21 protein-coding genes are annotated in these 21,888 nt (G+C 60.9%); 7 read left to right on the top strand and 14 right to left on the bottom strand.

Annotated elements, in window-relative coordinates:
• Both ICL81_RS02090 and ICL81_RS02085 read left to right on the top strand, forming a co-directional pair.
• Positions 1-822 (top strand): GntR family transcriptional regulator, encoded by an 822-nt coding sequence (locus ICL81_RS02090; RefSeq protein WP_188033308.1) that lies wholly within the window; start codon positions 1-3, stop codon positions 820-822.
• On the top strand, positions 819-1,526 hold the full coding sequence (locus tag ICL81_RS02085; RefSeq protein WP_188033307.1) for a cache domain-containing protein: 708 nt from the start codon (positions 819-821) through the stop codon (positions 1,524-1,526). Before ICL81_RS02090 ends, ICL81_RS02085 begins: the two co-directional genes overlap by 4 nt.
• 47 nt (positions 1,527-1,573) lie before the next feature.
• Here ICL81_RS02085 and ICL81_RS02080 read toward each other — a convergent pair whose 3' ends face one another.
• Genes ICL81_RS02080 through ICL81_RS02060 form a run of 5 tightly spaced genes read right to left on the bottom strand, consistent with a single transcriptional unit; the run spans position 1,574 to position 6,452 of the window.
• Positions 1,574-2,296, bottom strand: a complete 723-nt coding sequence (locus ICL81_RS02080; RefSeq protein ID WP_188033306.1) for a type 1 glutamine amidotransferase — start codon at positions 2,294-2,296, stop codon at positions 1,574-1,576.
• A complete protein-coding gene (locus tag ICL81_RS02075) occupies positions 2,293-3,024 on the bottom strand; it encodes a gamma-glutamyl-gamma-aminobutyrate hydrolase family protein (protein WP_188033305.1) in 732 nt (243 codons plus the stop codon). The genes ICL81_RS02080 and ICL81_RS02075 overlap by 4 nt, the downstream gene beginning before the upstream one ends.
• Positions 3,024-3,752, bottom strand: a complete 729-nt coding sequence (locus ICL81_RS02070; protein WP_188033304.1) for an ABC transporter substrate-binding protein — start codon at positions 3,750-3,752, stop codon at positions 3,024-3,026. Before ICL81_RS02070 ends, ICL81_RS02075 begins: the two co-directional genes overlap by 1 nt.
• Positions 3,749-5,185 carry a glutamine synthetase family protein gene (locus ICL81_RS02065; protein WP_188033303.1) on the bottom strand — a complete coding sequence of 479 codons (1,437 nt, stop codon included), beginning with the start codon at positions 5,183-5,185 and terminating at the stop codon, positions 3,749-3,751. Before ICL81_RS02065 ends, ICL81_RS02070 begins: the two co-directional genes overlap by 4 nt.
• A 46-nt stretch (positions 5,186-5,231) precedes the next feature.
• On the bottom strand, positions 5,232-6,452 hold the full coding sequence (locus ICL81_RS02060) for a cytochrome P450 (protein WP_188033302.1): 1,221 nt from the start codon (positions 6,450-6,452) through the stop codon (positions 5,232-5,234).
• Between the two features lie 213 nt (positions 6,453-6,665).
• Between ICL81_RS02060 and ICL81_RS02055 the strand changes: the two genes are divergently transcribed.
• On the top strand, positions 6,666-7,928 hold the full coding sequence (locus ICL81_RS02055) for an FAD-dependent oxidoreductase (RefSeq protein WP_188033301.1): 1,263 nt from the start codon (positions 6,666-6,668) through the stop codon (positions 7,926-7,928).
• A gap of 40 nt (positions 7,929-7,968) precedes the next feature.
• Positions 7,969-8,436, top strand: coding sequence for a flavodoxin domain-containing protein (locus ICL81_RS02050; protein WP_188033300.1), 468 nt, complete (start codon positions 7,969-7,971; stop codon positions 8,434-8,436).
• Positions 8,437-8,515: 79 nt separating this feature from the next.
• Here ICL81_RS02050 and ICL81_RS02045 read toward each other — a convergent pair whose 3' ends face one another.
• The 3 genes from ICL81_RS02045 to ICL81_RS02035 are packed head-to-tail and all read right to left on the bottom strand — an operon-like array spanning position 8,516 to position 12,164.
• On the bottom strand, positions 8,516-9,493 hold the full coding sequence (locus tag ICL81_RS02045) for an alpha/beta hydrolase (RefSeq protein WP_188033299.1): 978 nt from the start codon (positions 9,491-9,493) through the stop codon (positions 8,516-8,518).
• Entirely contained in the window at positions 9,493-10,977 is a 1,485-nt protein-coding gene (locus tag ICL81_RS02040) for an NAD(P)/FAD-dependent oxidoreductase (protein WP_188033298.1), read from the bottom strand. The genes ICL81_RS02045 and ICL81_RS02040 overlap by 1 nt, the downstream gene beginning before the upstream one ends.
• A 47-nt stretch (positions 10,978-11,024) precedes the next feature.
• A complete protein-coding gene (locus tag ICL81_RS02035; protein WP_188033297.1) occupies positions 11,025-12,164 on the bottom strand; it encodes an alcohol dehydrogenase catalytic domain-containing protein in 1,140 nt (379 codons plus the stop codon).
• A gap of 147 nt (positions 12,165-12,311) precedes the next feature.
• Between ICL81_RS02035 and ICL81_RS02030 the strand changes: the two genes are divergently transcribed.
• Entirely contained in the window at positions 12,312-14,078 is a 1,767-nt protein-coding gene (locus tag ICL81_RS02030; RefSeq protein ID WP_188033296.1) for a GAF domain-containing protein, read from the top strand.
• On the opposite strand, the gene ICL81_RS02025 is transcribed toward ICL81_RS02030, so the two are convergent.
• The 3 genes from ICL81_RS02025 to ICL81_RS02015 form a co-directional block, all read right to left on the bottom strand.
• Positions 14,075-14,854, bottom strand: coding sequence for a gamma-glutamyl-gamma-aminobutyrate hydrolase family protein (locus ICL81_RS02025; RefSeq protein ID WP_188033295.1), 780 nt, complete (start codon positions 14,852-14,854; stop codon positions 14,075-14,077). The two genes, ICL81_RS02030 and ICL81_RS02025, sit on opposite strands and share 4 nt — an antisense overlap.
• 81 nt (positions 14,855-14,935) lie before the next feature.
• Positions 14,936-16,438: an APC family permease gene (locus ICL81_RS02020; protein ID WP_188033294.1), complete on the bottom strand. Its 1,503-nt coding sequence runs from the start codon at positions 16,436-16,438 to the stop codon at positions 14,936-14,938.
• A gap of 236 nt (positions 16,439-16,674) precedes the next feature.
• Positions 16,675-17,031 carry a cupin domain-containing protein gene (locus tag ICL81_RS02015; RefSeq protein WP_215394726.1) on the bottom strand — a complete coding sequence of 119 codons (357 nt, stop codon included), beginning with the start codon at positions 17,029-17,031 and terminating at the stop codon, positions 16,675-16,677.
• Between the two features lie 223 nt (positions 17,032-17,254).
• On the opposite strand from ICL81_RS02015, the gene ICL81_RS02010 reads away from it, so the two are divergent.
• On the top strand, positions 17,255-18,286 hold the full coding sequence (locus tag ICL81_RS02010; RefSeq protein ID WP_188033293.1) for an agmatine/peptidylarginine deiminase: 1,032 nt from the start codon (positions 17,255-17,257) through the stop codon (positions 18,284-18,286).
• A 97-nt stretch (positions 18,287-18,383) separates the two neighbouring features.
• Positions 18,384-18,773, top strand: a complete 390-nt coding sequence (locus ICL81_RS02005; protein WP_188033292.1) for an META domain-containing protein — start codon at positions 18,384-18,386, stop codon at positions 18,771-18,773.
• 247 nt (positions 18,774-19,020) lie between these two features.
• Here the strand turns inward: ICL81_RS02005 and ICL81_RS02000 are convergent, their stop codons facing one another.
• The 3 genes from ICL81_RS02000 to purN all read right to left on the bottom strand — a co-directional run bounded on the left by ICL81_RS02000 (position 19,021) and on the right by purN (position 21,862).
• The gene (locus tag ICL81_RS02000) at positions 19,021-19,371 is read right to left on the bottom strand and encodes a hypothetical protein (protein ID WP_188033291.1); all 351 of its coding nucleotides are present in this window, start codon (positions 19,369-19,371) and stop codon (positions 19,021-19,023) included.
• Between the two features lie 186 nt (positions 19,372-19,557).
• On the bottom strand, positions 19,558-21,237 hold the full coding sequence (purH, locus tag ICL81_RS01995; RefSeq protein ID WP_188033290.1) for a bifunctional phosphoribosylaminoimidazolecarboxamide formyltransferase/IMP cyclohydrolase: 1,680 nt from the start codon (positions 21,235-21,237) through the stop codon (positions 19,558-19,560).
• A gap of 28 nt (positions 21,238-21,265) precedes the next feature.
• The gene (gene purN, locus ICL81_RS01990) at positions 21,266-21,862 is read right to left on the bottom strand and encodes a phosphoribosylglycinamide formyltransferase (protein ID WP_188033289.1); all 597 of its coding nucleotides are present in this window, start codon (positions 21,860-21,862) and stop codon (positions 21,266-21,268) included.
• Between the last annotated feature and the right edge of the window lie 26 nt (positions 21,863-21,888).

The raw sequence follows: 21,888 nt of genomic DNA, 5'->3' as shown, positions 1-21,888 counted from the left end.
GTGAACGCTTGGGGGCAACCGTCACTCGGTCAGACCGCGGCTTCGCTCGACGCTGATGCTCAGTCGTCGAGCGTCGCCGCGGTGACGCAGAGCATCTCATCGGCGATCTCGATGGGCATGCTCAGCGTGGGTGAACGGCTGCCACCTGAGATTGATCTTGCGCATCAGTTTGGGATCGCTGTGGCGACCCTACGGAAGGCGCTCGCCCAGCTCCGTGAGCAGGGCGTCGTTGAAACGCGTCGCGGGCGCAGTGGCGGCACGTTCATCGTGCAGACCCCGTTTCCCAAGCCAGAAGAACTGTGCGCGTCGCTTGTGCGCACGAGCGTGATCGCGCTCCGCGACTTTTTTGATGAGCACGCTGCGATCTCTGGAATGGCCGCACGGCTCGCGGCAGAGCGCACACAACTCGGACAGCGTACGCGCCTCGCAGAGTTTGCATTTCAGGCCCGCGATGCGCGCACCATGCGTGACCGTGCGATGGCTGACAGCCGCTTCCACTTTGAAATCGCGGTGCTGAGCCAGTCGGCGCGACTCCTTGCGTCCGAACAGCGACTTCAGTCTGAGCTTTCCCCGTTCCTCTGGTGCGACGAGGTCTGCAGCGCGTCCACGCACCTCGCGTTCACTGAGCACCTCGCGATGGTCATGGCAATCGAACAGCAGGACGCGCAGACTGCAGAGCGGCTCGCCGTCGAGCATGTGCACGGCAACATGCACCTCATCATCAACGGCAAGCTTGCTCTCAACCGCAAACAGCTTGATGGTGGCGAGGTAGTGCCCCCAGCAGCCGGGGATGTCCGTTCTGGCACGAAGGGGAAGCAATGACCGCTTCACTGCGCACCCAGGGAACCGTCGATGCGGTAAACGCTTGGTTCACCGATCGATTCTCACGCCTGGCAGATCTGTCAGATCGTTTCCTCGCGAAGATCGAGCTGAACACCGATGGCCTGATCGATGTGACGGCAAGGATGCAGCGTCAGCTTCGCCTCATCGCTGAACAGTACCTTGAAGACAACGCATCAGTAGACGGCTGTGGGCTCATCTTCTCACGATCTGCAATGGGAACCGAGAACGGGCACATCGAGTGGTGGGTGCGAGAGGATGAGCAGCGGTTTGCTCGCTACTCGTTTGGCGTCGTGCCTGGCGGTGACCGCTACTACGATTACGAACACCACGAGTGGTTTATTCGCGCGTTCCACGAAGACGTCCCGGTGTTTGTGGGTCCGTACCTCGACTACCTCGGTGTGGAAGCATACGTGACCACGCTGACCCTGCCGGCGACGCTCAACGGCACTCGCATCGGCGTCATCGGAAATGACATTCAGCTCGCAGACCTCGAAAAGAGCCTGCTGCCGCTGCTGCTCGGTTGCCCCACCGACGCAATTCTTATCGGCACGCACAACAACGTGCTCATCAGCAATTCGGCGAATTACCTGCCAGGTACGCAGATCCCCCACGATCTCGTTGGGTTCCGCCGGGTACCGGTAGAACCGCTGAGTATCGGGCTTGAGCTGCTGCTCGCCGAGTAGCTGATGAGCACGTGTTGTGCTGGTTTAGCGATGTTCTGTGACGCCGTCTAGCTCGCCTGCGTGACGACCGCGGCAAAGCGATCCGCGATCGGCAACCATGCCGCTCCGAGCCGCGGTTCGGCATCAGTGACCGCTGCGATGATCTGGCGCGGATCAAGCCCCAGTTCATCGAGGCTGTCAGGATCCTCATCGACCCAGTCGCTTGCGGTTGGGCCAAGCGCTTCTGGGTGAAACTGCACGCCCCATGCCTTCGATCCCACGCGGAATGCCTGGTTCGCACACGCATCGCTTGAGGCCAGGACCTCGGTGTTCAGCGGCAAGGTGTCAGCTTCGAGCCAGTGCCATTGCACAACCGGAAGTGATGAGCTTGCAATGCCACCGAACACGGGATCCGCGCTTGCAGACTCAGCGAATTCGACCTTGCACAGGCCGACTTCTGGACCAGCAGGCATCGTGCGGACATGACCGCCGGCCGCCGTCGCGAGCAGTTGCGCGCCGAGGCAGATGCCGAGCATCGGGGTCTCACTGTCGATCGCCTCAGTGATGAGACTGCGAGTGGCGGGGAGCCAAGGAGCCCGTTCGTCTTCGGTCGGTCCCATGGCACCACCGAGCACGATGAGCGCGTCAAATCCATCGAGCGAGCCGGGCACAGACTCCCCGGTGTCTGGTCCAACGGTGACGAGCTCGAGTCCGTTTGCGCGCAGGCGCGGTGCGAGCTGACCAAGGCCAGCGTTCTTCTGATGCTCGACAACGAGTACGCGTGCGGTCATCGTCCCTGTTCCTCTCGGTAGCGCTGTGCGCTGGTCACGAGCCAGTCAAAGAGCGCTTGCTGGCGCCCGTCTTCAGCTGCGGTGTCTTCAGGATGCCACTGCATTGCCAAAACTGGTGCAGCCACATGCTCAAATGCCTCGACCACGCCATCGGGTGCGCGACCGACCACGCGCAGATCGGCACCGATCCGCCCAATCGCCTGGTGGTGATAGGACGACACCGGCAGCTGCGTCGCGGCGAGGACGTCTGCCATGCGTGAATCGGGTTCGAGTGTGACGTCGTGCACCGAGTTGCGATGCATGCTGTCTGGTGCAACGTCTTGGACTAGGCTGCCGCCCTGCTCGACGTTAAGGAGCTGGAATCCGCGGCAGATCGCGAGCACGGGAAGCCCCATCTCGATTGCTGCGGCAAGGAGTCCGGCTTCGAACTCATCCTGCTCCGCAAAGTCAGCGGTGAGCGTGGCTTCACCAACTGCCTCGCCATAGCGGGCAGGTGCGACGTCTGCCCCACCCGGCACGAGCAATGCGTCGAGGCCGACGAGGCGCTCCGCGGGTTCGAGACTGCTCAGCGCAAAGAGCGTGTGCGGCTCACCGCCGGCGCGGATCACTGATTTCAGGACCGCGCCGGCGACGGCGCTGCCGTCGAATCGGAGTCCGTGCACCTGGTTCGACCACATGCCGGTCACCCCGATTCGCGGCACCGCCTGCGTCTGTGTGTGCTGTACCATTACGCCGCGTTCTTCAGCGGGAATGGCAGAAGCGGCATCCACTTCTTCCAGACGGCTTCGAGTGAGCCATCTGCGATGGCCGACTCGATGGCTGCGTTGATTTCGGTTCGCAGCTCGTCGTTGCCTGGTGCGACACCGATGCCCCAACGGTTCCCCGTGAGTACGGTGAATGCTTCGACGAAGTCGGGGTCTTCCTGCCCGAGCGGAATCATGACGACGTCGTCGTCAACGAAGCCGTCGACCTCGCCCGAACGGGTCGCCTCGATCATGTCTTTGAAGACGTCGTCACTCGCGCCGAAGTGGACAAGCTCGACGCCGGGGAAGGTTTCAGCGAGCTTCATGTTCGTCGATCCGGTAATTGCACCGATCTTGTACCCGGCAAGATCATCGGCCGAGCGTGCAGGGTCATCTGCGCGCACGATCAAGGTCTCATTGAACACGGCGTACGGATGGGTGAAATCGACGAGCGCTGCGCGCTCTGCCGTCATGCCCTGGCCACACCAGACCGCGTCTGCGCCGCCGGCACGTACGGTCGGGATCATGTCGTCCCACGGGACCATGATCCACTCGACGCTGGCCGCGCCGCCCGCGAGCCGCGACATGACCAGCGCGGCAGCCTCCGGCTCGTAGCCGCCACGGGTCTTGCCGTCCTGGCTCTTCGAGAACAGCGGCAGTGCCTCTGAATCGATGCATGCCAGCTTGATGATTCGTTCGTTGTTGGTGCTCACGGAATTGCCTCCCAGTACTGATCAAATTCCCACTGTGTAATGACGCCGCAGTAGCGGGCCCATTCGTCACGCTTGAGCTGCACAAAGATGCGCGTCAGCTCTTCTGGCATTGCGTTCATGAGGTACTCATCTGCCTCGAACGCCTCGATTGCCATGCCGAGCGTGTTCGGCACGAGACCACCATTTGCTTCGTCGCTGAGTTGGCCCGGTTCGCCGGGATCGATCCGCGACTCCAGACCGTGCTCAATTGCGGCCAGCAAGTACAGGTGCGAGAGATACGGGTTCACGCTCGCGTCTGGCAGGCGGTATTCCATACGGCCGTTGGCAGAAATGCGGATCGCAACGCCACGGGTATCGAGGCCCCAATCGGCTCCCGACGGCGCGAACTGACCAGCGTCCCAGAAGCGCTTGTACGAGTTCACAGTCGATGCCATCACCAACATCGAACCGGGGGTGTGCCGAAGCATGCCGCCCATCGCGTGCCGCGCAAGCTCCGTCGCGTGCAGTTCGACACGGCCGTCTTCAACGACGTTTTCGGCTGGGCCGTCGCCGTCGACCTTCCACAGGCTGAGGTTGTGGTGGCAGCCATTACCCATCTTGCCGTTGTACGGCTTCGCCATGAAGCTCGCTTGGAGTCCGAGTTCACGTGCCGTCTGCTTGCAGATCTGGCGGTAGGTGGTCATGCGCTCTGCGGTGAGGTCTGCACGGTCATAGTCCCAGTTGAGCTCAATCTGGCCGTCGTCTTCGTAATCACCCTGAATCATCGTGAAGTCGAGGGCCTTGCCGTAGCCGTACACCTTCTTGAATACCGGGCGCATCTTTTCCAGGTTCTCCACCTGGTACGCAGGGCTCTGGTCTTCCTTCGAGACTGGCTCAATACCGGGGCCGATCCAGGTCATCTCGGGTTCGAGTCCCGAGCGAAGTTCCAGACCGGTGCGCTCGGTGAAGCCACGCATCGCTGCCTTGAGGAGCGCACGAGTATCGAGCGCCACGAGCCGGCCACCGCCCGCACCAAGATGGGGCGGATCGTATGCGGTGCAGAAGATACGAGCGACCTCGGTATCCCACGGCAGCACCTGGAAGGTCTCTGGTTCAGGGAGACCCCAAAACTCGTGTGCGTCTACGCCGCCGCCGATGAGTTCGCCCTCACGGCTCGTCTGCAGATCTGTCAGTGCGGTGCGGTGGAAGGCGATGCCTTTCTTCAGCATGCGCTCGTAGAGTTCTGCTGGCACCACCTTCGCGACCGTGCGTGCGCCAAGCGTCGGGAGCATGTAGTAGATGTACTTCACCCCGGATTCGCGGATCTTGTCGCTGAGCGCCTGCACGACCTCTGGTCGGAGGTTGGCGGCTTGATGTCGCGCGAACGCGGTGTCATCCGCGAGAATTTCACGCATGGCAGCGCCGAAGCTGCCACCCGTTTTCAGATCAGACATGAGGTCCCTTTCGTCTTTGGAAGGTTCGTAATGCCGTGTCGCGTCGTTAGCGTACGGTGAATGTGATGGGGAGTTTTACTGGACCGTGGTTTCCCGAATCGGGAAGCCACTCATCGCCGCCGGGGCAGGTGATATCGGTGAAGGCCTGAGCAAGTAGCGGAAGCGCAACGCTCATGTCTGCGCGCGCGATGTAGTGGCCGAGGCAGTGATGCACACCGCCACCAAAGGTGTGATGCTGCTTCCGGTCAGTCGCATTGAGGTCGATATCAGGATCCGGGTACGCTTCGGGGTCGGTTCCACTCGACATCGTGAAAAGATGCACCGTGGTGCCGTTTGCGATCTGCAGCCCCTTGAATTCGAAGTCTTCGTTTGCCTCGCGCGTCACCCAGCGAGTGGTGGGGTTTACGCGGAGCCCCTCTTCGAGCGCTGGCTTGGCGTACTTTGCGGGATCCGCTGCCAGCAATTCCCACTGGTCGGGGTTGCGCATGAACGTCTGCAGGAGCAGGCCGATCTGGTTACGGGTGGTGTCCATGCCACCGAACAGCATAAGTACGAGCGCGTTTCGCAGTTCTTCGGTCGTGAGCTTGTCATCGGCCTGTGAGAACTGCACGAGTCGGGAGACGACATCTTCGCCAGGGTTCGCCCGGCGTTCCTCGATGAGCTCATCAACGAAGTCATAGAGCTCCTTCACTGCCTCATCGATCGCCTCAATATCTTCCTTAATAGAAACGCTCAGCGCGTAACCGACGGTGTTCGCGCGAGAAGCAATGAACTTCCAGTGCTTGTGATCGAGTCCCATCATTGCGCAGAGCGCACGTGTCGCAAACGGCTCAGAGAACGCAGCGACAAAGTCAACTTCATTCCCGGCAGCGTGCAGCGCCTTCATCTCGGCGATCAGCTCGTTCGCAATGTCAGCGAACTCAGGCTCAAGTCGGCGCGCAACAGCAGGCGAGAAAGCAGGGTTCAGGAGTCGGCGAATGCGGTGATGCTCATCCCCTTCAAGCACTAGGAGGTTCTTCGCCCACCACTCGTAGAAGATACCGGTGTGCACCCCGTGATGCTCCGGCCATTTTGCACTGCCCTGGTTCAGGCTCGGGTGCTTCAGTAGCTCGGTCACTTCCTTGTACCGGAGGATGCCGTACCCGTAGTTGGTCTTTGCATACCAACTCTGCTCACGTGCATCTCGGACCTCTTCAGAGTTCATCGCAAATGCTGGTGAAGCGATGTCCAAATACGGCACGTCTGTGTGGGTATCTTGGCCAGTCATTCGTACTCCTTTGTCGAATAAATCATGCTTCGGCCGCCGTCGCATCATTGCGGCCGGTCAGCAATAAGCTATCCATGAATGTTTTAGATTGCAAGCAAATTCAACGAAACTTTTACCTTTCAAGAATTTTGATCAATAAAACATTCATTGAACGAATCTTTATGGGTACACTAGTGCCATTGCACGCGAACCACTCAAGCAAAGGAGCTAGAGATGTCGTCACCTGCGAACCTGCACATCGCGATTATTGGAGCAGGCCCCTCCGGCTGCTACCTCGCCCAAGCGCTCTCGCGCGGCCTGCCAGAAAGCAGCATCACCATCTTTGATCGCCTCGCCTCGCCATTCGGGCTCATTCGCTACGGCGTAGCTGCGGACCATCAGCACACAAAAGCCATCACGCGCCAGTTTGAACGACTCTTCACGAGCGGCGCCGCACACTTTGCCGGAGACATCGAAATCGGCAGGGACCTCACGCTCGCCGATCTGCAAGAGCACTTCGATGCGGTCATCCTGGCTTCCGGCCTGACAATTGATCGCCAGCTGGATATTCCAGGTGCCGACCTCCCAGGTGTACACGGCGCAGGCGAAATCACGCGCGCTCTGAATTCGCACCCAGAATCGGCAGAGCTCCAACCAGATTTCGGGACAGACGTTGTCATTATTGGGGCGGGTAATGTTGCCCTCGATATTCTGCGCTTCCTGGTCAAGGATGCCACCGGCTACGACGCGAGTGACATCAACGACACCTATCTCAGCGCTTATCTGTCTTCTCCCGCGCATCGCGTGACGCTCGCGAGCAGGTCTCGTGCAGCTGACTCCAAGGGAGATCCGCAGATGATCAAGGAACTCGGCGCACTCCCCCGTGCGCGCTACTCGTCGGCAACGGCCACTGCCGCAGATCCCACAGCAGATCGCACAGCGGTTGCCCGCTCCGCCGCCTTTGCCGACCTGTTCTCCCCCGATCGCGCGCAGGCGCCTGGCCCCGAGGTGCAGGTACTTTTCGGTGCGATCCCCACACGCATCCTGGGCGCGGATCACGTGACCGGTGTCGAGTTTGCCGTCGGCAACGAGACCACAGTTGTCCCAGCAACATCTGTCATCACCGCGGTCGGTTTTGCTTCTGACCCCGATAACCCATTGAGCGCGCTCACGGCAACGCCGGCGACGAGCGGCCGCCTGGCTGCTGGCCTGTACCGAACCGGCTGGGCCAAGCGCGGCCCAAACGGCGCCATTCCCGAAAACCGCGCCTGCGCGAAGAGCGTCGCTGACGAGGTTCTCGCCGACATCGCGAGCGGGACACTCAGCCCAGTTGGCAAGACCGGCTTCGCCGGACTGCCAAGCACCGTTCGCGACCGCGCCGTCAGTTACGACGACTGGCTTCGCCTGGATGCACACGAACGCAGCACCGCGCTCGCGAATCGCGTGCGCCACAAGCTTCCCGATCACACGCACATGGTCAAGATTGCCCGCGGGTAATTCAGACATCTCACGTCTCCTCGAAAGGAACCAACCAGTCATGAAATTCACTGTTCTTTACGGCACCGAGTCCGGAAACTCAGAACTCATCGCCGAAGACCTCGGTGCGCATCTGCGTGACTCCAACGACGATGTTGTGGTCCACGATCTCCAGAACTTTGACCCAGCCGATCTCACACCAGACCGGTTCACCATCGTCATCTGCTCAACACACGGCGAGGGCGACCTTCCCAACACCGCGATTCCCTTCGCTGAAGCATTCGACCAGGTGCTGCCAGATCTCACCGGGCTGCAGTACGCGATGTTTGGTCTCGGCGACACCTTCTACGAAGAAACCTATAGCCAGGGTAGCGAACATATCGACCGTCGCTTCACCGCTCAGGGCGCCACACGCGTCGGCGAATACGGCCGACATGATGCATCATCGTGGGACATGGGAAGTGACGTAGCAATCGCATGGCTTCCCAGCGTGCTTGCAGCGCTCGAGGAACTCCGGGCGGCGGCATAATCCGCACCACACGAGTGAGGGGGTGGGTACCTGCAGGTACCCACCCCCTCACTCGTTCATGCCACACACGCGGCGCGCATCACACCATGCGAGTGATGAACTCCGCTGCGCGAGCAAGCTGCTCTTCACCGGCCTGGATCTTACCGGCCGAGGTGAAGATGCCGTGCGCGTTACCCGGCAGGTGCGTGAGTTCGACGTGCGTACCCGAGGTCGCGAGGAGCTGCGTGTACTCAAGCGCCTCATCCGCGAGCGGATCGAGCCCGAGCGTGATGATCCACGCTGGCGGCTGTGCCTTTGCACCGGGTTCGCGCGCTGCGAGCAGCGGCGAGACGCGGTGGTCTGCGCGATCCGCGTCTGCCGTCGACGGGTCAAGGAACTCCTGCGCAAACCAACGCATCGTGTTTGCCGTGAGCGGGAAGCCCTCGGTGATACGTGCGTAGCCAGCAGACTCAGCTGACAGATCAAGCACCGGGTACAACAGCACCTGAGCCGCGATCGTCGTGCCCTCAACCTGCATCGAAGGTTCGAATGCAAGTGCGGTCGCGATGCCACCGCCGGCGCTGTCGCCGCAGGTCACAATCCGCTGGGCGTCCCAACCGCGCTCGGCTGCCGCGTCACGGATCCACTCGACCGCAAGCGCGGAATCGATGTGCGCCGCAGGGAACGGGAATTCCGGGCCGAGGCGGTAGTCGATCGCCACGACGGGCAGGCCGGTGAGGCTCGCAAGTCGGCGGCAAGCAGTGTCGTGAGTCTCGAGCGAGCCGATAACCCAGCCACCACCGTGCGCGAATACGATCACGCCGTCAGCTGCGTTGCGTTCGGGGCGCGGATCGTAGACCCGCACTTTGAACGCGTCGTCGCCAGCACCAACCGTCACATCTTCGATGTGCGCGATGGGGTCAGGTGCAAGACCATTTGCCTTGCTCGAGACCTCATAGTTCTGGCGCGAGATTGCCATCGTCTCTGCGTCCTGGAACGACTTGCCCCCGGATGCGCGGAAGGCCGCGACCAGCTCTCGCTGGTCCGCGGCCACCACGTTGATCGGAACGATCGTCATTAGTTCGCTGCCGGAACTGCCGAACGAACGAGGTAATCATCCATGTTGAACTCACCAGCGAGCGAGCGGTACTCCTCAACGGTGCCAGACCAGTTGTTGATGACCTTGCCCTTCGAGTTCTTGTACCAGCTCGAGCAATCGCTCGAGAACGCCGAACCGTTCATCTCTTCCTGCATTGCCTCGTTGAACTGGTCGAGGCGTTCGCGGCGAACGTCAACCGAGACCTTTTCGATGTCAGCGGTCTTTGCAAGCGCGTCGTTGACGTATGCCTGCTGGATCTCGAGCATGGTGACAACCGAGTTGTGGTTCAGGTTGGTGTTCGGGCCGTACATGAGGAACATGTTCGGGAAGCCGTCAACGGTGAGGCCAACGTACGCCTCAGCGTCCTCGGTGCCCCAGCGGTCAGCGAGGCTTACGCCGTCGCGGCCGATGATCTGGATGTTGCCCTGGAAGTTCTGCGAGTAGAAGCCGGTGCCGTAGATGACGACGTCTGCTTCGTGCTCGACACCATCGGTGGTGACGATGCCGTTCTCGGTGAAGTGATCGATGCCCTCGGTGACGAGCGAAACGTTGTCACGGAGGAAGGTCGGGTAGTACGCCGAGGTGCGGAGGATGCGCTTGCAACCGAACTCGAAGGTCGGGGTGAGCTTCTCGCGGAGCTCGGGATCCTCGATGACCGATGCGAGGTAGTCGAGCGACTCCTTCGCGCCCTCAGCCTGGCCGCCGGTGTTCAGGCGGGTGCGCTCGAAGCCTGCTTCACGCAGATCGTGGATCGCACGACGCGACTCTTCGAAGATCTCAGGGTTAGCCTCGAACGCGTCGAGCTGCTCCTCGGTGAATTCAATCTGGTCGCGGGGCAGGATGTAGTTTGCCGAACGAGCGAATACCTCGAGCTGGCCAGCCTCTTCTGCAACGAAGGGAACGTACTGCACTGCCGAAGCTGCCGAACCGATCGAGATGACCTTCTTGCCGGTCAGGTCGAGGTCGTGGCGCCAGTTAGCCGAGTGGAACTGCTCGCCCTTGAAGTCTTCGCGGCCCTTCCAGTTCGGGATCTTGGGTGCGTTGAGCTGACCCCAAGCCGGTACGAAGAAGTCCGAGGTGTACTGCTCGCCGTTTGCGAGCGAGATGAGCCAGTGTGCCTCTTCTTCGATCCAACGAGCCTCGGTGATCTCCGAGTTGTACTTCATGTGCTTCTCGATGCCGAACGCGTCACGGAGCTGCTCCTGGTACGAGAGCATCTCGTCCTGGCCTGCGAACATCTTCGAAACGCGGGTGTGCGGGAAGAAGGTGAAGCAGTAGACGTGTGCCTGAGTATCGCAAGCTGCGCCGGGGTAGGTGTTGTCGCGCCATACGCCGCCGACTCCGTCGGCCTTCTCGAAGACTGCGAAATCGTTCTCGCCTGCGCGAACGAGCTGTGCTGCCATGCCGAGGCCACCGAAACCGGAGCCGAGGATTGCTACGCGGAAGTGCTGAGGAGTGCTCATGATTATTTCCTTTGAGGTACTACGTGATGAAGAGAAAAATTGAAAAGTTATGCGGTGGCTGCCGGCATGCGAATAATCTGTCGCAGCACGTTGCCTGAAGCGAGAGCGTCCATACCCTCGTTCATTTCGTCGAGTTCGATGGTGCCGCTAATGAGGCGCTCAAGCGGCAGGTCGCCTGCACGCCAGAGCTCTTCGAACTTGGGAATGTCGCGGCTAGGTACGGCCGAGCCGAGGTAGCAGCCAATGACCGACTGTGCGCGAGCGGTGAGCTTCAGGGGCTCGATCTCGCTCATCGCGCCGGGAGCCGGGAGACCAACAGTCACGAGCGTGCCGCCGAAGCCGATCATCTTGTACGCGGTCTCGAATGCGCGGGGGTGGCCCACTGCTTCGATCACGACGTCAGCGATGATGCCCTGCTCTGCTGCCTGCTGCGGGGTGTACGCCTCATCGGCGCCCCACTCCTTCGCGAGCTCGAGCTTCTGCTCGTTCGCGTCAACAGCAATGACCTTGCTCGGCTTCACTGCGAGAGCAGTGAGGAGTGCGGCCATGCCCACGCCGCCGAGACCAACGATTGCGATCGACTGATTTGAGGTGAGCTTCGCCGCGTTCAGTACCGCACCGCCACCGGTGAGCACCGCACAGCCGAGAACAGCTGCGATGTCTGCGGGAACGTCACTGCCGACCGGAACGATCGAGCGACGGTCAACAACCGCGTACTCAGCGAAGCCAGAGCAACCGAGGTGGTGCTTGACGCTCTCGCCGTTGCGGGTGAGGTGCTCGCTGCCGCTGAGGAGCGTGCCGACCTCGTTGGTCTTCGAGCCTGCCGAGCACGGCAGGCGGCCGTCGGTCAGGCACTCTGCGCACTCGCCACAGCGGGGCAGGAATGTCAGGACAACGCGCTGGCCGAGCTGAACGTCGGTGACGCCGTCGCCGATCTCTTCTACGATGCCGGCTGCCTCGTGGCCGAGAAGCATGGGAACGGGACGGGGACGCGAGCCGTTAACAACCGACAGGTCCGAGTGGCAGATGCTCGCCGCTTCGATGCGAACGAGGACCTCTCCAGCTGCAGGACCGGTGAGCTCAACCTCATCGATAGTGATGGGTCGGCTTGCGGTGTACGGAGCTTCTGCGCCCAACTGGTTCAACACTGCGCCACGAATGGTGCGCTTCGTCGTTGTGCTGCTCATCGTCGCCTCCTAATTGTTGATTCATGTTGTGCTTCGTGTTGAGAACGACGACCGCGTCGCCGTTAACACTTACGAGAATGCCGCCCACTTTTCGCAAATCATGTGTGTAACTATCTATTCTTTTTGATCGAATGTAGAGTTTTCTACATGATCACCGCCGACACGCCACCCGCTGATTACGACTCGCTCGTCGAATGGGCTCGGCGCCAGCAGCGACTCACAAGCTCAATTTCTGAATTTGCTATCGCAATCACAGCGATTCGTGATGATTCAGCCGCACTGCAACAGCTCGTTGCCCGCACCCGCTCGCTTCTTGATGTCGATATGGCGTACATCAGCTTGAACGGCACCGACGGCAGCGGCTTCACTCACATCGTGGAAACCGCGGGCGTGCGCACCGACGCGTACCGCACGCTCCGCATGCCACTTGGCGCTGGCGTGCTGGGTCGCGTTGCAGAGTCGGGCAGCCCGGCGCAGACGAGCGACTACGCCAGTGACACCGTCCTCACGCATGACAGCGAGGTCGACCGTGTCGTTGAGGCAGAGGGCGTCAAGGCCATTCTTGGTGCGCCAATGAAGTCGCGTGGCAAGGTCATCGGCGCACTGCTCGTCGCGAACCGGTTCGCAAAAAAGTTCACTGATGAACAGGTCTTTATCGCTGAGACGCTAGCAAATATTGCCACCGTTGCGATCGACAACATGCATCGCGTCGATTCGCTCACCGCCTCACTTTCCGAGCTCCGCGGCTCGGCTTCAGACCGCGAACGCGAACTGGAAACACAGCGCAGAATTACGAGTGCAGACGAATCACTGATGGACGCGATTGCTGGCGGCGGCGGTCTTGCCTCGCTCCGCTCAGGCATGGAACGCGCGATTGGCCGCGAGACGCAACTCGTTGACATGACAGTCCGATTCGATATGCGCGAGGCCGCCGCGGAAATTGGTGACAGCGAGCGCCCACTATTCGCCCTTTCAGCGAAAACCGGCGACCCCATGAGCGTGATGCGTGAGGGCGGCACCGAACAAACCATCATGGCCGCGACCCGAAGAGGCGAGCTCGTCGGTGCGGTCATGGTTGATGGCGCCATCTCCGACAGCGACGAACTCGTCCTACGTCGTTGCGCCCACGTGCTTGGTGTCTTCTTGAGCGCGCAGGATCGCGAACGCGGCGACCTCGCGCGCCGCAGGAAAGAACTCATTCAACAGGTACTGTCGCCGCCCCCCGGCGGACTCGATGTGACCGTCGTGACGCAGCTCAGCGAACTCGGCATCACAACGGGTCACCCGTACCGAATCCTCATCGCTGATGGCGCAGAGTCGTCGCTCCGGGATTTCCAGCACCGCCTGGAACTCAACTTCGGCGTGACGCTGCTACACGCACAAATCGGTGAGCAAATCGTGGCGCTTGCGCCAGAAGCTGCCTTTGCACGGGTGCAGGCCGAACTTGAGTCTCGCGGTGCGCGACACTGGGGTTCGATGCTCGTCGGGCACTCCCCCGCACTGCATATGTTTGAAGTCGTGCCAGACGAGTTTGCGCTGCTCAATCGCGTGCTCGAGGCAGCACGCCGATCAAACCACCCGCGAACCCTTGTCTCGTTGCTCACCTTTGGGGCAATCGGCGCGTTCCTCTCAAAGGTCACGATCGAGCCAACGCGATTGGCAATTCAAGACTTCATCGGGCCGGTCATCGAATACGACCGTACCCACGGCACCGCCCTCGTGAATACGGCGACGGTGTTCCTTGATTCCGGACGCTCAGTGTCAGAGACCGCGCGTACGATGCACGTGCATGAGAACACCGTGCGCCAGCGGATCGACCGCGTGGGCAGCCTCCTCGGTGACGACTGGGCAGCAGGTCATCGCGTACTCGACTCCCACATCATGTTCGCAGCGAACCGACTCATCGGTGACTAGCGGGCCTGCGAGACGAGCTCGGCGAAGATGAGGTCACGATCTGCCACGTTGCCACCCGGCTCTTCTGGGTGCCACTGCACCCCAACCATCCAGGTGGCCTCGCGATGCCTCGTCGCCTCAACGAGGCCATCGTGCGCGCGTGCCATGACGGCGAGCGCGGGTGCCACCTCAGCAACGGCCTGGTGGTGGCCATTGCGGACGATGAGGCGGTCGCGACCGTAGATCTGTGCCAACACTGAATCCGGCTCTAGGATCACCTCTTCATCAATGAACAGCGGATTTCCATCCCCCTTGTGCAGGTGCCACTCCGCGAGATCTGGGTACAGCGTGCCACCGAAGGCGACGTTCATGAGCTGCGATCCCTTGCAAATTGCGAGCGTTGGGAGGTCTCTGGTGGCGGCCTCCCGCAACAAATCTATGCAGTATTCGTCCCCACGACCATCGACCCCGTAGAGGTTGTCAGGCAGGGCACCCGCATAGCCGTAGCAGCTGGGGTCGACGTCGGATCCGCCGAGGAACACCAGCGCATCTGCCTGCTCGCACACCTCTGCGATTGGCTGCAGTTGCGCTCCGGTCGTATAGGTCACGAGTCGCGGACGACCACCTGCGGCTCGTACCGCATCGAATGCAAGAGCGGTTGTGGCGGTCTGAATCTGTGCGGCAGCGGCATTCATTCCGGGGAACCCGAGCGACACGATCATGGCCACGACCGGGCCATTCAGTCGTTCGTGTTCCGGGTGATCGAACTGAGCTGGGTCGATTGCGAGCTGGTGCATGGTGCCTTTCGAGTGGAGCGGGCATGGGTGCGCCCAGCAGCGCAAGACTGCTGGGCGCACCCATGCCATGAGGAGAAAACGTTAGACGACGACCTTGATCGGCCCACTTGCGTCGCCAGCTGGCGCATCACCCTTGGTGTGTGCCTTCGAGACGAGCATGTAGATCCAACCAAAACCGATCACGCAAACGGTAGTGATGATGAGGAGATAGTCCTCTGCCCAACCGCCGCCTGTCGGCCGCGGCCAGAGGATGTTGGCAACTGCAGCGACGCCCCAAATCAACGCGATGATGTTGACGATGTGCGCCCAGGCACCAAGACGGAACTTGCCCGCTGGCTTCCAACCAAGAATTCGAGCTCTCAGAGCCGCAAACACCACCATTTGGAAGCCGATGTAAATACCGACCGTACCGAAGCTCACCATCGCGGTCAGCGCATCCTCAAGGAAGAGCGAGAGTACGAGGATGATCGCAGGGAACAGTGCGGCCATGAGCAGCGAGCGGGTAGGCACCGCGCGCTTCTCGTTGAACTTCGAGAGGAAGTTCGATGCCGGCAGGAAGTGGTCACGGCTCATCGAGTAAATCAGACGGGTTGCCGCAGCCTGCAGACTCGTGAGACACGAGATGAAGGCGATAACGATCACCATCATGGCGACGGGATACACCGGACCGAATGCTTCCTGCAACAGTACGGCGATCGGGTCCGCAACAGTGCCATCGGCTACCGCGAGGAAGTTCGGTACCGCCATGGTGAGTGAGAACGTCAGAAGGATGGTCGCAAAGCCACCAATGTAAAGCGTGACTCGCATCGCACGGGGAACTACGTAGCTCGGGTTCTTGATTTCCTCAGCAACGTCGCCGTTGGCCTCGAAGCCGTAGTAGGCGTACATACCAATAAGCGCAGCCGCAGCGAAGGCACCGAGGTATCCACCAGGTGCGTCAAGACCAATGCCGAAGTTGTCAAAGAAGATCGAGAAGTCCCACTGGCGACCAAAGATGAGGAGGTAGCCACCGATCACCAGGGCGCCGATCATTTCGGCGATGAGGCCGACGAGCGCTGCCCAGCTCAGTACCTTGGTGCCCGAGAAGTTCAGCAGTGTCGCGATAACGAGTGTGCCAAGAGCAATAAGCACCATTGCCGGTGTCGTCGCTTCGGCACCGAACACAGCGCTCACGAATGGCGCAGCACCGTAAGAAACAGCGGCGATCGTGCCGACGAGTGCGACAACGTAGATCCAACCATTCATCCATGCCCATTTGCGACCCCAAAGCCTGCGTGACCAGGGGTAGACGCCACCAGAGACCGGGTAGTTTGAGACAACCTCGCCAAACACGAGCGCCACGAAGAACTGGCCAATAAGGGCGATAACGACAGCCCAAGCCATTGGCGGGCCGGCCGTGCCAAGCGAGATGGCAAACATCGAGTAGACGCCAGCAATCGGCGACAGGTACGTGAAGCCGAGCGAGACGTTGCCCCAGAAGGTCATGTCTCGTTTAAACTTCGCGTCGTACGAATAACCGAGAGACGCGAGATGCGCGGCGTCCTCGTCGTGGTGCTCCGTCACCACAGCGTTTTTCTCTGACATAGTCTTTGGTACTCCCTTGTACGGCTTCGTCAGTTAAGCGCGATTCCGCCATTGGAATCACAGGTACAACCTACATCTAGATGTTTTGTTTGGCTAGTGATGAATTGAATAATCGGGATACGATCTGGTCACGGTCGCAGTCAATCATGCAGTTGTGCATGAATATTTATGCCCGTTGACGCAGAAAAGCCGAGATCCAACTCGCGTTGCATCCCGACTTTCCCACTACGAGCTCACTAGAGCATCACATAGAACTTCTCGAGCGGCGCAGTGATCTCCCACGTTCCACGCCAGCCGACTGGGAACGACGCAACATCACCGGGACCGAGAGTGACAGGCTCACCGCCCGCTTCAGTGACCACCATGGCACCTGAAAGCACGTGAATCACCTCACCCATGTCGACGAAGTTCCACTCTGAAACTCCCGGATCACAGCGCCAAAAACCGGTGTGAACCCCTTTCTCCGCATCCGAAGTGAACTCTTCAAGCCACGTCTGCGTCGGGCCGGTCGTTGACACCCCCAGCGGCGCTGCGAGATCGCCGGCAGCGGGGATGCGGGCAAAAACTTCTTCAACGGCAACATTCTTCGTCACGCTTTTCTCCATCATCTTTGGCGGATAAGGCTTCGTCGCTGAAACCTCGCACGCATGGTGCATAAAAGATTATGACGTAGATGTTTAAAGAAACCTAGCCTTTCATTTGCAACGCACGTCGATCGTATTCGAATCGCATTCGTTTTGGAATGACTACACTGTCTTTCAGCGGCCTGCTTGCCTACTTTGAGGTGGCGCCGCGAGACTCCAAGGAGAACACCACATGACTACCTGGAAGATGCCCATTGAGGGGAACGAACAGGAACGCCTTTGGTTGGCATGGCCCTCGAGTGGATACACGCTCGGTGAGACCGAAGTCGAAGCTGATGAAGCACGCGCGACGTGGGCGTCGGTCGCCAACGCGGCAAGCGAGTTCCAGAATGTCACGGTCGTTGTCGACCCTGCAGATGGGGCAATCGCCAAGAAGCATTTGTCCTCACAGATCACGCTGCTCGCAGCTCCGTTGAACGACGCATGGATGCGCGACATCGGCCCCAGCTTTGTGCTCGATGAGAATGGCAAGCTCGGCGCAGTGAACTTTGTGTTCAACGGCTGGGGCGCCCAGGACTGGGCCGAGTGGGACAAGGATCAGCACATCGGCCGCATCGTCGCCGAGGCAGCAGGCGCAGAACTCATCAACTCTGAGATGGTGAACGAGGGCGGCGGCATCCAGGTCGATGGCACCGGTCGCGTCGTGCTTACCGAAACCGTCCAGCTCGACCCGCACCGCAACCCCGGCTACACAAAGGCCCAGGTTGAGGCAGAGCTCAACCGCACTATCGGCACGACGTCGGCGCTGTGGCTCCCCCGCGGCCTCACCCGCGACCACGATACGTTTGGCACGCGCGGTCACTCTGACATCCTCGCAGCGTTCACGACTCCCGACGCACTGCTCATGCACCGTCAAGACTCGGCGAACCACCCCGACCACATCATCGCGCAGGCAAACCGCCTCGCCGCTGAGAAGTACCGCGACGACACTTCGGCTAGCTTCGAAATCATCGATCTCCCCGCGCCCTCCACGCTCAAGGACGCAGAGGGCTGGGTCGACTACAGCTACATCAACCACGTCGTGATCAATGGAGCTGTGCTCGCGTGTTCGTTCGGCGACCCAGCTGACGACCAGGCGCTCGGCGTGCTGCGTGAGGTCTACCCCGGCCGTGAGGTCATCGGTATCGATGCCCGCCCGCTCTTCGAACGCGGCGGCGGCATCCACTGCATCACTCAGCAGCAGCCGAAGTCGACGAACGCATAACTCGCGCTCGCGCTTTCTTTTGCGCTTACTGATGATCAGCAACTAATTCACATTGAATTACTGCGCGGGCGGGGGTGGGCGAGCTAGGCTCTGAGACATGACGAACCGTAAGCTCACCACCCTCGCACTCGCGGCAAGCGCTGCTGCGCTCCTCACGCTCACCGCGTGCTCGGCGAGCGCGTCTGATGTGTCTGGCACCTGGGGTACCCCCGAGGGCGAGGGCACACCGGGACTCGAGATCGCAAAGGCTTCAGGCGGAACGGGCACCTATCAAGGTACCGACGGCTGTAATCGAGTCTCGGGCGAATACACACTCCACGACGACGGCACGATCACCCTTGAGGACATGATGTCGACTCGCATGTACTGCGAAGGTGTCGACACCTGGCTGTCGAATACTCCCGACCTCACGGCCATCGTGAAAGACGGCAAGCTGGTCTTCGTTGACGATCAGCTGAATGAAGTTGGCTCGCTCGAGCGCCAGTAAGTGCTTAGGTTGGCTTTACCCCGGACTTGCCGTTCATATGTGATCGGCCGTCAATATGATGTTTGCGCCTATTTTTCGCAGATGTAGCGCAGATCGCATATATACGGGAAGAGCATGGCGGCGGATCGCAGCGCCACATCCCACACACGCTTGAGGGCCTGTCCCGGATTTCTCCAGGACAGGCCCTCAATGCATTGGTACGCTATTGCGCTGCTCGCGCCAGCAAGCAGCGCACGGTTATGCGTGATTACCAGGCGACCGCCAGCGCGACGTTGACCACAGCGAGGCCAAGGATGGTGCCGATGACGGCACCCGAAACCTTTTCCTTCTTCTTGTTGACGAGCGTCACAACGATGATTGCGAGAAGCACGAGGGTCTTCACGCCAATCTTCGCGTTGTTCGGCTCGAGATCACGTGCATAGAACATGCCGACGAGACCAAGACCGGTGATGAGGAGCAGCAGGCTGCTGTGGAGGATGCCGCCGCTGATGCGAGCGGTGCCTTCCTTAACCTTGGGGAGCTGGCCAACAGTGCCAGCAACAACGCCAGCGAACGCAATGATGTGCAGGACGAGAAGGATGTTCCTGATAATTTCCATACTCACATCGTATGTCCAAATTGCATGGGGTTCCTCCCGAACCCCTGAGTAGCTGCTGTGGTGATGCACTCGAGCCGTGATACGCACGCAGCACGCCCACGCACAAGCCACGCACAAAGGCGGCCGCCGGGAACCCCCGACGACCGCCTCATTCCTGAGCGCTAGCGCTCAGCACCAGCGCACGGCTTAGTGGAAGAAGTGACGCTCACCCGTGAAGTACATGGTGATGCCAGCTGCCTTCGCAGCAGCGATGACCTCTTCGTCGCGAACCGAGCCACCGGGCTGTACGACCGCGCGAACGCCCGCATCGATGAGTACCTGGAGACCGTCTGCGAACGGGAAGAACGCATCCGAAGCTGCAACCGAGCCCTTGGCACGCTCGCCTGCGCGCTCGACTGCGAGGCGGCACGAGTCAACGCGGTTGACCTGGCCCATGCCAACGCCGACCGATGCGCCAGCCTGTGCAAGGAGGATGCCGTTCGACTTCACTGCGCGGCATGCGCGCCATGCGAACTCGAGTTCAGCGAGCATTGCAGCGTCGACTGCGTCGCCGGTTGCGAGCTCCCAGTCCGATGCGGGCTTGAAGTCACGGTCAGCGTCCTGCAGCAGGAAGCCGCCCGAAACCTGGCGCATCTCGAGGGGGTTCTGCGAGAAGTCTGCGGGCAGTGCCAGCAGGCGGATGCTCGGCTTCTTGGTGAGGATCGCAAGCGCCTCGGGCTCGAAGCCCGGTGCGATGACGACCTCGGTGAAGATACCCGAAACGGTCTCTGCCATTTCCTTGGTGACGGTGCGGTTCGCAGCAATAACGCCACCGAATGCCGACACCGAGTCGCATTCGTGTGCAAGCTTGTGTGCCGCAGCGATGCCCTCAGCCGAGACCGCAATGCCACAGGGGTTCGCGTGCTTGATGATCGCTACTGCAGGCAGCTCGTGGTCGTATGCTGCGCGGAGCGCTGCGTCTGCGTCAACGTAGTTGTTGTACGACATGGGCTTGCCGTGCAGCTGGGTCGCCTGTGCGATGCCAACGCCGTCGTGCTCTGCGAAGAGTGCTGCGCGCTGGTGGCTGTTCTCGCCGTAGCGGAGCACCGACTCGCGGAGGCCGAAGACCTCGAAGCCAACGGTGCCCTTTGCGCCGGTCTCTTCGTCGAACTCGAAGATTGCGTCGAGCGACTCTTCGCCCTCGTCGTCGATGAAGTCAGCAGCGGCTGCGGCAGCAGCATCGGCATTCCAGCCTGCTTCTTCCTGCTCAAGGAACCAGTTTGCAACCGCACCGTCGTAGTTTGCGGTGTGAATGAACGCCTCGGTTGCGAGCGAGCGACGCAGCTCGAGGGTGGTGCCACCCTCCTTGACTGCTGCGATGACCTCGTCGTAGCGGGTCGGCGAGACAACGATTGCCGCGTTCGCGTGGTTCTTCGCGGTTGCGCGAACCATTGCGGGGCCTCCGATGTCCACGTTCTCGATGACGTCAGCTGCGGGCTTGCCTGCTGCAACGGTCTGCTCGAACGGGTAGAGGTTCACGATGACGAGCTCGAAAGGCTTGAAGCCGAGCTCTTCCATCTGGTTGCGGTGATCCGCGAGACGGAGGTCAGCGAGCAGGCCCGAGTGCACAGCGGGGTGCAGGGTCTTCACGCGGCCGTCGAGTGCCTCGGCGAAGCCGGTGACGTCCTTGACGTCGGTCACGGGGATGCCGGTGTCGCGGATGGTCGACGCGGTCGAACCGGTCGAAACAATCTCAACGCCAGCGTCGTTGAGTGCTGCTGCCAGCTCGGTGAGGCGGGTCTTGTCGCTCACCGAGATGAGCGCGCGGCGCACCTCAATGCGGTCGCGGTGTTCGTAGAGGCTCGGGTCCTGGCTCTGAACTGCCATGTGATTCCTTACGGTCGGTAACGGGCGTCTAGTGGGCTGCTGCGACCTCGGCAAGGCGAATCTCGCCCTCCGCGATCGCACGAATGGTGTCGGCAAGCAGTGGTCGCTCGACCTGCTTGATGCGCTCGTGGAGGTCGGCTTCGATCTCACCAGGAGCGATCTGCACGGCTGCCTGTCGCAGCACGGGGCCAGTGTCGACGCCTTCGTCGATGATGTGCACGGTGACGCCGGTCTCGGTCGCACCCGCGGCAAGCGCGTCGCGCACCGCATGCGCCCCCGGGTACAGCGGGAGAAGTGCGGGGTGCGTATTGATAAGCGCTGGCGAGAACTCGTTGACGAAGTTCGCTGGCAGAATGCGCATGAGACCTGCGCTCACCACGAGGTCAGCATCGTGGGCGCGGATCGCCTCAGCAAACGCGGTGCCCCAGTCTGCACGGCTCGCAAAGTCGGCAGGGCGAACGATGAAGTTCGGAATCCCAGCTTCCGCTGCGTAGGCCAGGCCAGCGGCATCGGTGTCTGCACCGACGCACACGATCTGCACGGGGTACGCGGGATCATTGGTGGCGTCGATGAGTGACTTGAGGTTACTGCCACTTCCAGAGATAAGCACGGCGATTTTCAGCACGGGGACAGTCTACCTTGTGTGGCCCA

Origin of the sequence: Leucobacter sp. cx-328, assembly GCF_014530035.1 — a bacterium.
Lineage (GTDB): Bacteria > Actinomycetota > Actinomycetes > Actinomycetales > Microbacteriaceae > Leucobacter.
Note: the sequence above shows the minus strand (reverse complement) of the source record. Positions and strands in the feature narration are given on the sequence as shown.

Coding starts and splice junctions, on each gene's coding strand:
- ICL81_RS02005 (WP_188033292.1), top strand. CDS start 18,384: ATGACGAACCGTAAGCTCACCACCCTCGCACTCGCGGCAAGCGCTGCT.
- ICL81_RS02035 (WP_188033297.1), bottom strand. CDS start 12,164: ATGAGCAGCACAACGACGAAGCGCACCATTCGTGGCGCAGTGTTGAAC.
- ICL81_RS02060 (WP_188033302.1), bottom strand. CDS start 6,452: ATGACTGGCCAAGATACCCACACAGACGTGCCGTATTTGGACATCGCT.
- ICL81_RS02085 (WP_188033307.1), top strand. CDS start 819: ATGACCGCTTCACTGCGCACCCAGGGAACCGTCGATGCGGTAAACGCT.
- ICL81_RS02050 (WP_188033300.1), top strand. CDS start 7,969: ATGAAATTCACTGTTCTTTACGGCACCGAGTCCGGAAACTCAGAACTC.
- ICL81_RS02030 (WP_188033296.1), top strand. CDS start 12,312: ATGATCACCGCCGACACGCCACCCGCTGATTACGACTCGCTCGTCGAA.
- ICL81_RS02055 (WP_188033301.1), top strand. CDS start 6,666: ATGTCGTCACCTGCGAACCTGCACATCGCGATTATTGGAGCAGGCCCC.
- ICL81_RS02045 (WP_188033299.1), bottom strand. CDS start 9,493: ATGACGATCGTTCCGATCAACGTGGTGGCCGCGGACCAGCGAGAGCTG.
- ICL81_RS02010 (WP_188033293.1), top strand. CDS start 17,255: ATGACTACCTGGAAGATGCCCATTGAGGGGAACGAACAGGAACGCCTT.
- ICL81_RS02040 (WP_188033298.1), bottom strand. CDS start 10,977: ATGAGCACTCCTCAGCACTTCCGCGTAGCAATCCTCGGCTCCGGTTTC.
- purH (WP_188033290.1), bottom strand. CDS start 21,237: ATGGCAGTTCAGAGCCAGGACCCGAGCCTCTACGAACACCGCGACCGC.
- ICL81_RS02000 (WP_188033291.1), bottom strand. CDS start 19,371: ATGGAAATTATCAGGAACATCCTTCTCGTCCTGCACATCATTGCGTTC.
- ICL81_RS02080 (WP_188033306.1), bottom strand. CDS start 2,296: ATGACCGCACGCGTACTCGTTGTCGAGCATCAGAAGAACGCTGGCCTT.
- ICL81_RS02065 (WP_188033303.1), bottom strand. CDS start 5,185: ATGTCTGATCTGAAAACGGGTGGCAGCTTCGGCGCTGCCATGCGTGAA.
- ICL81_RS02025 (WP_188033295.1), bottom strand. CDS start 14,854: ATGCACCAGCTCGCAATCGACCCAGCTCAGTTCGATCACCCGGAACAC.
- ICL81_RS02020 (WP_188033294.1), bottom strand. CDS start 16,438: ATGTCAGAGAAAAACGCTGTGGTGACGGAGCACCACGACGAGGACGCC.
- ICL81_RS02075 (WP_188033305.1), bottom strand. CDS start 3,024: ATGGTACAGCACACACAGACGCAGGCGGTGCCGCGAATCGGGGTGACC.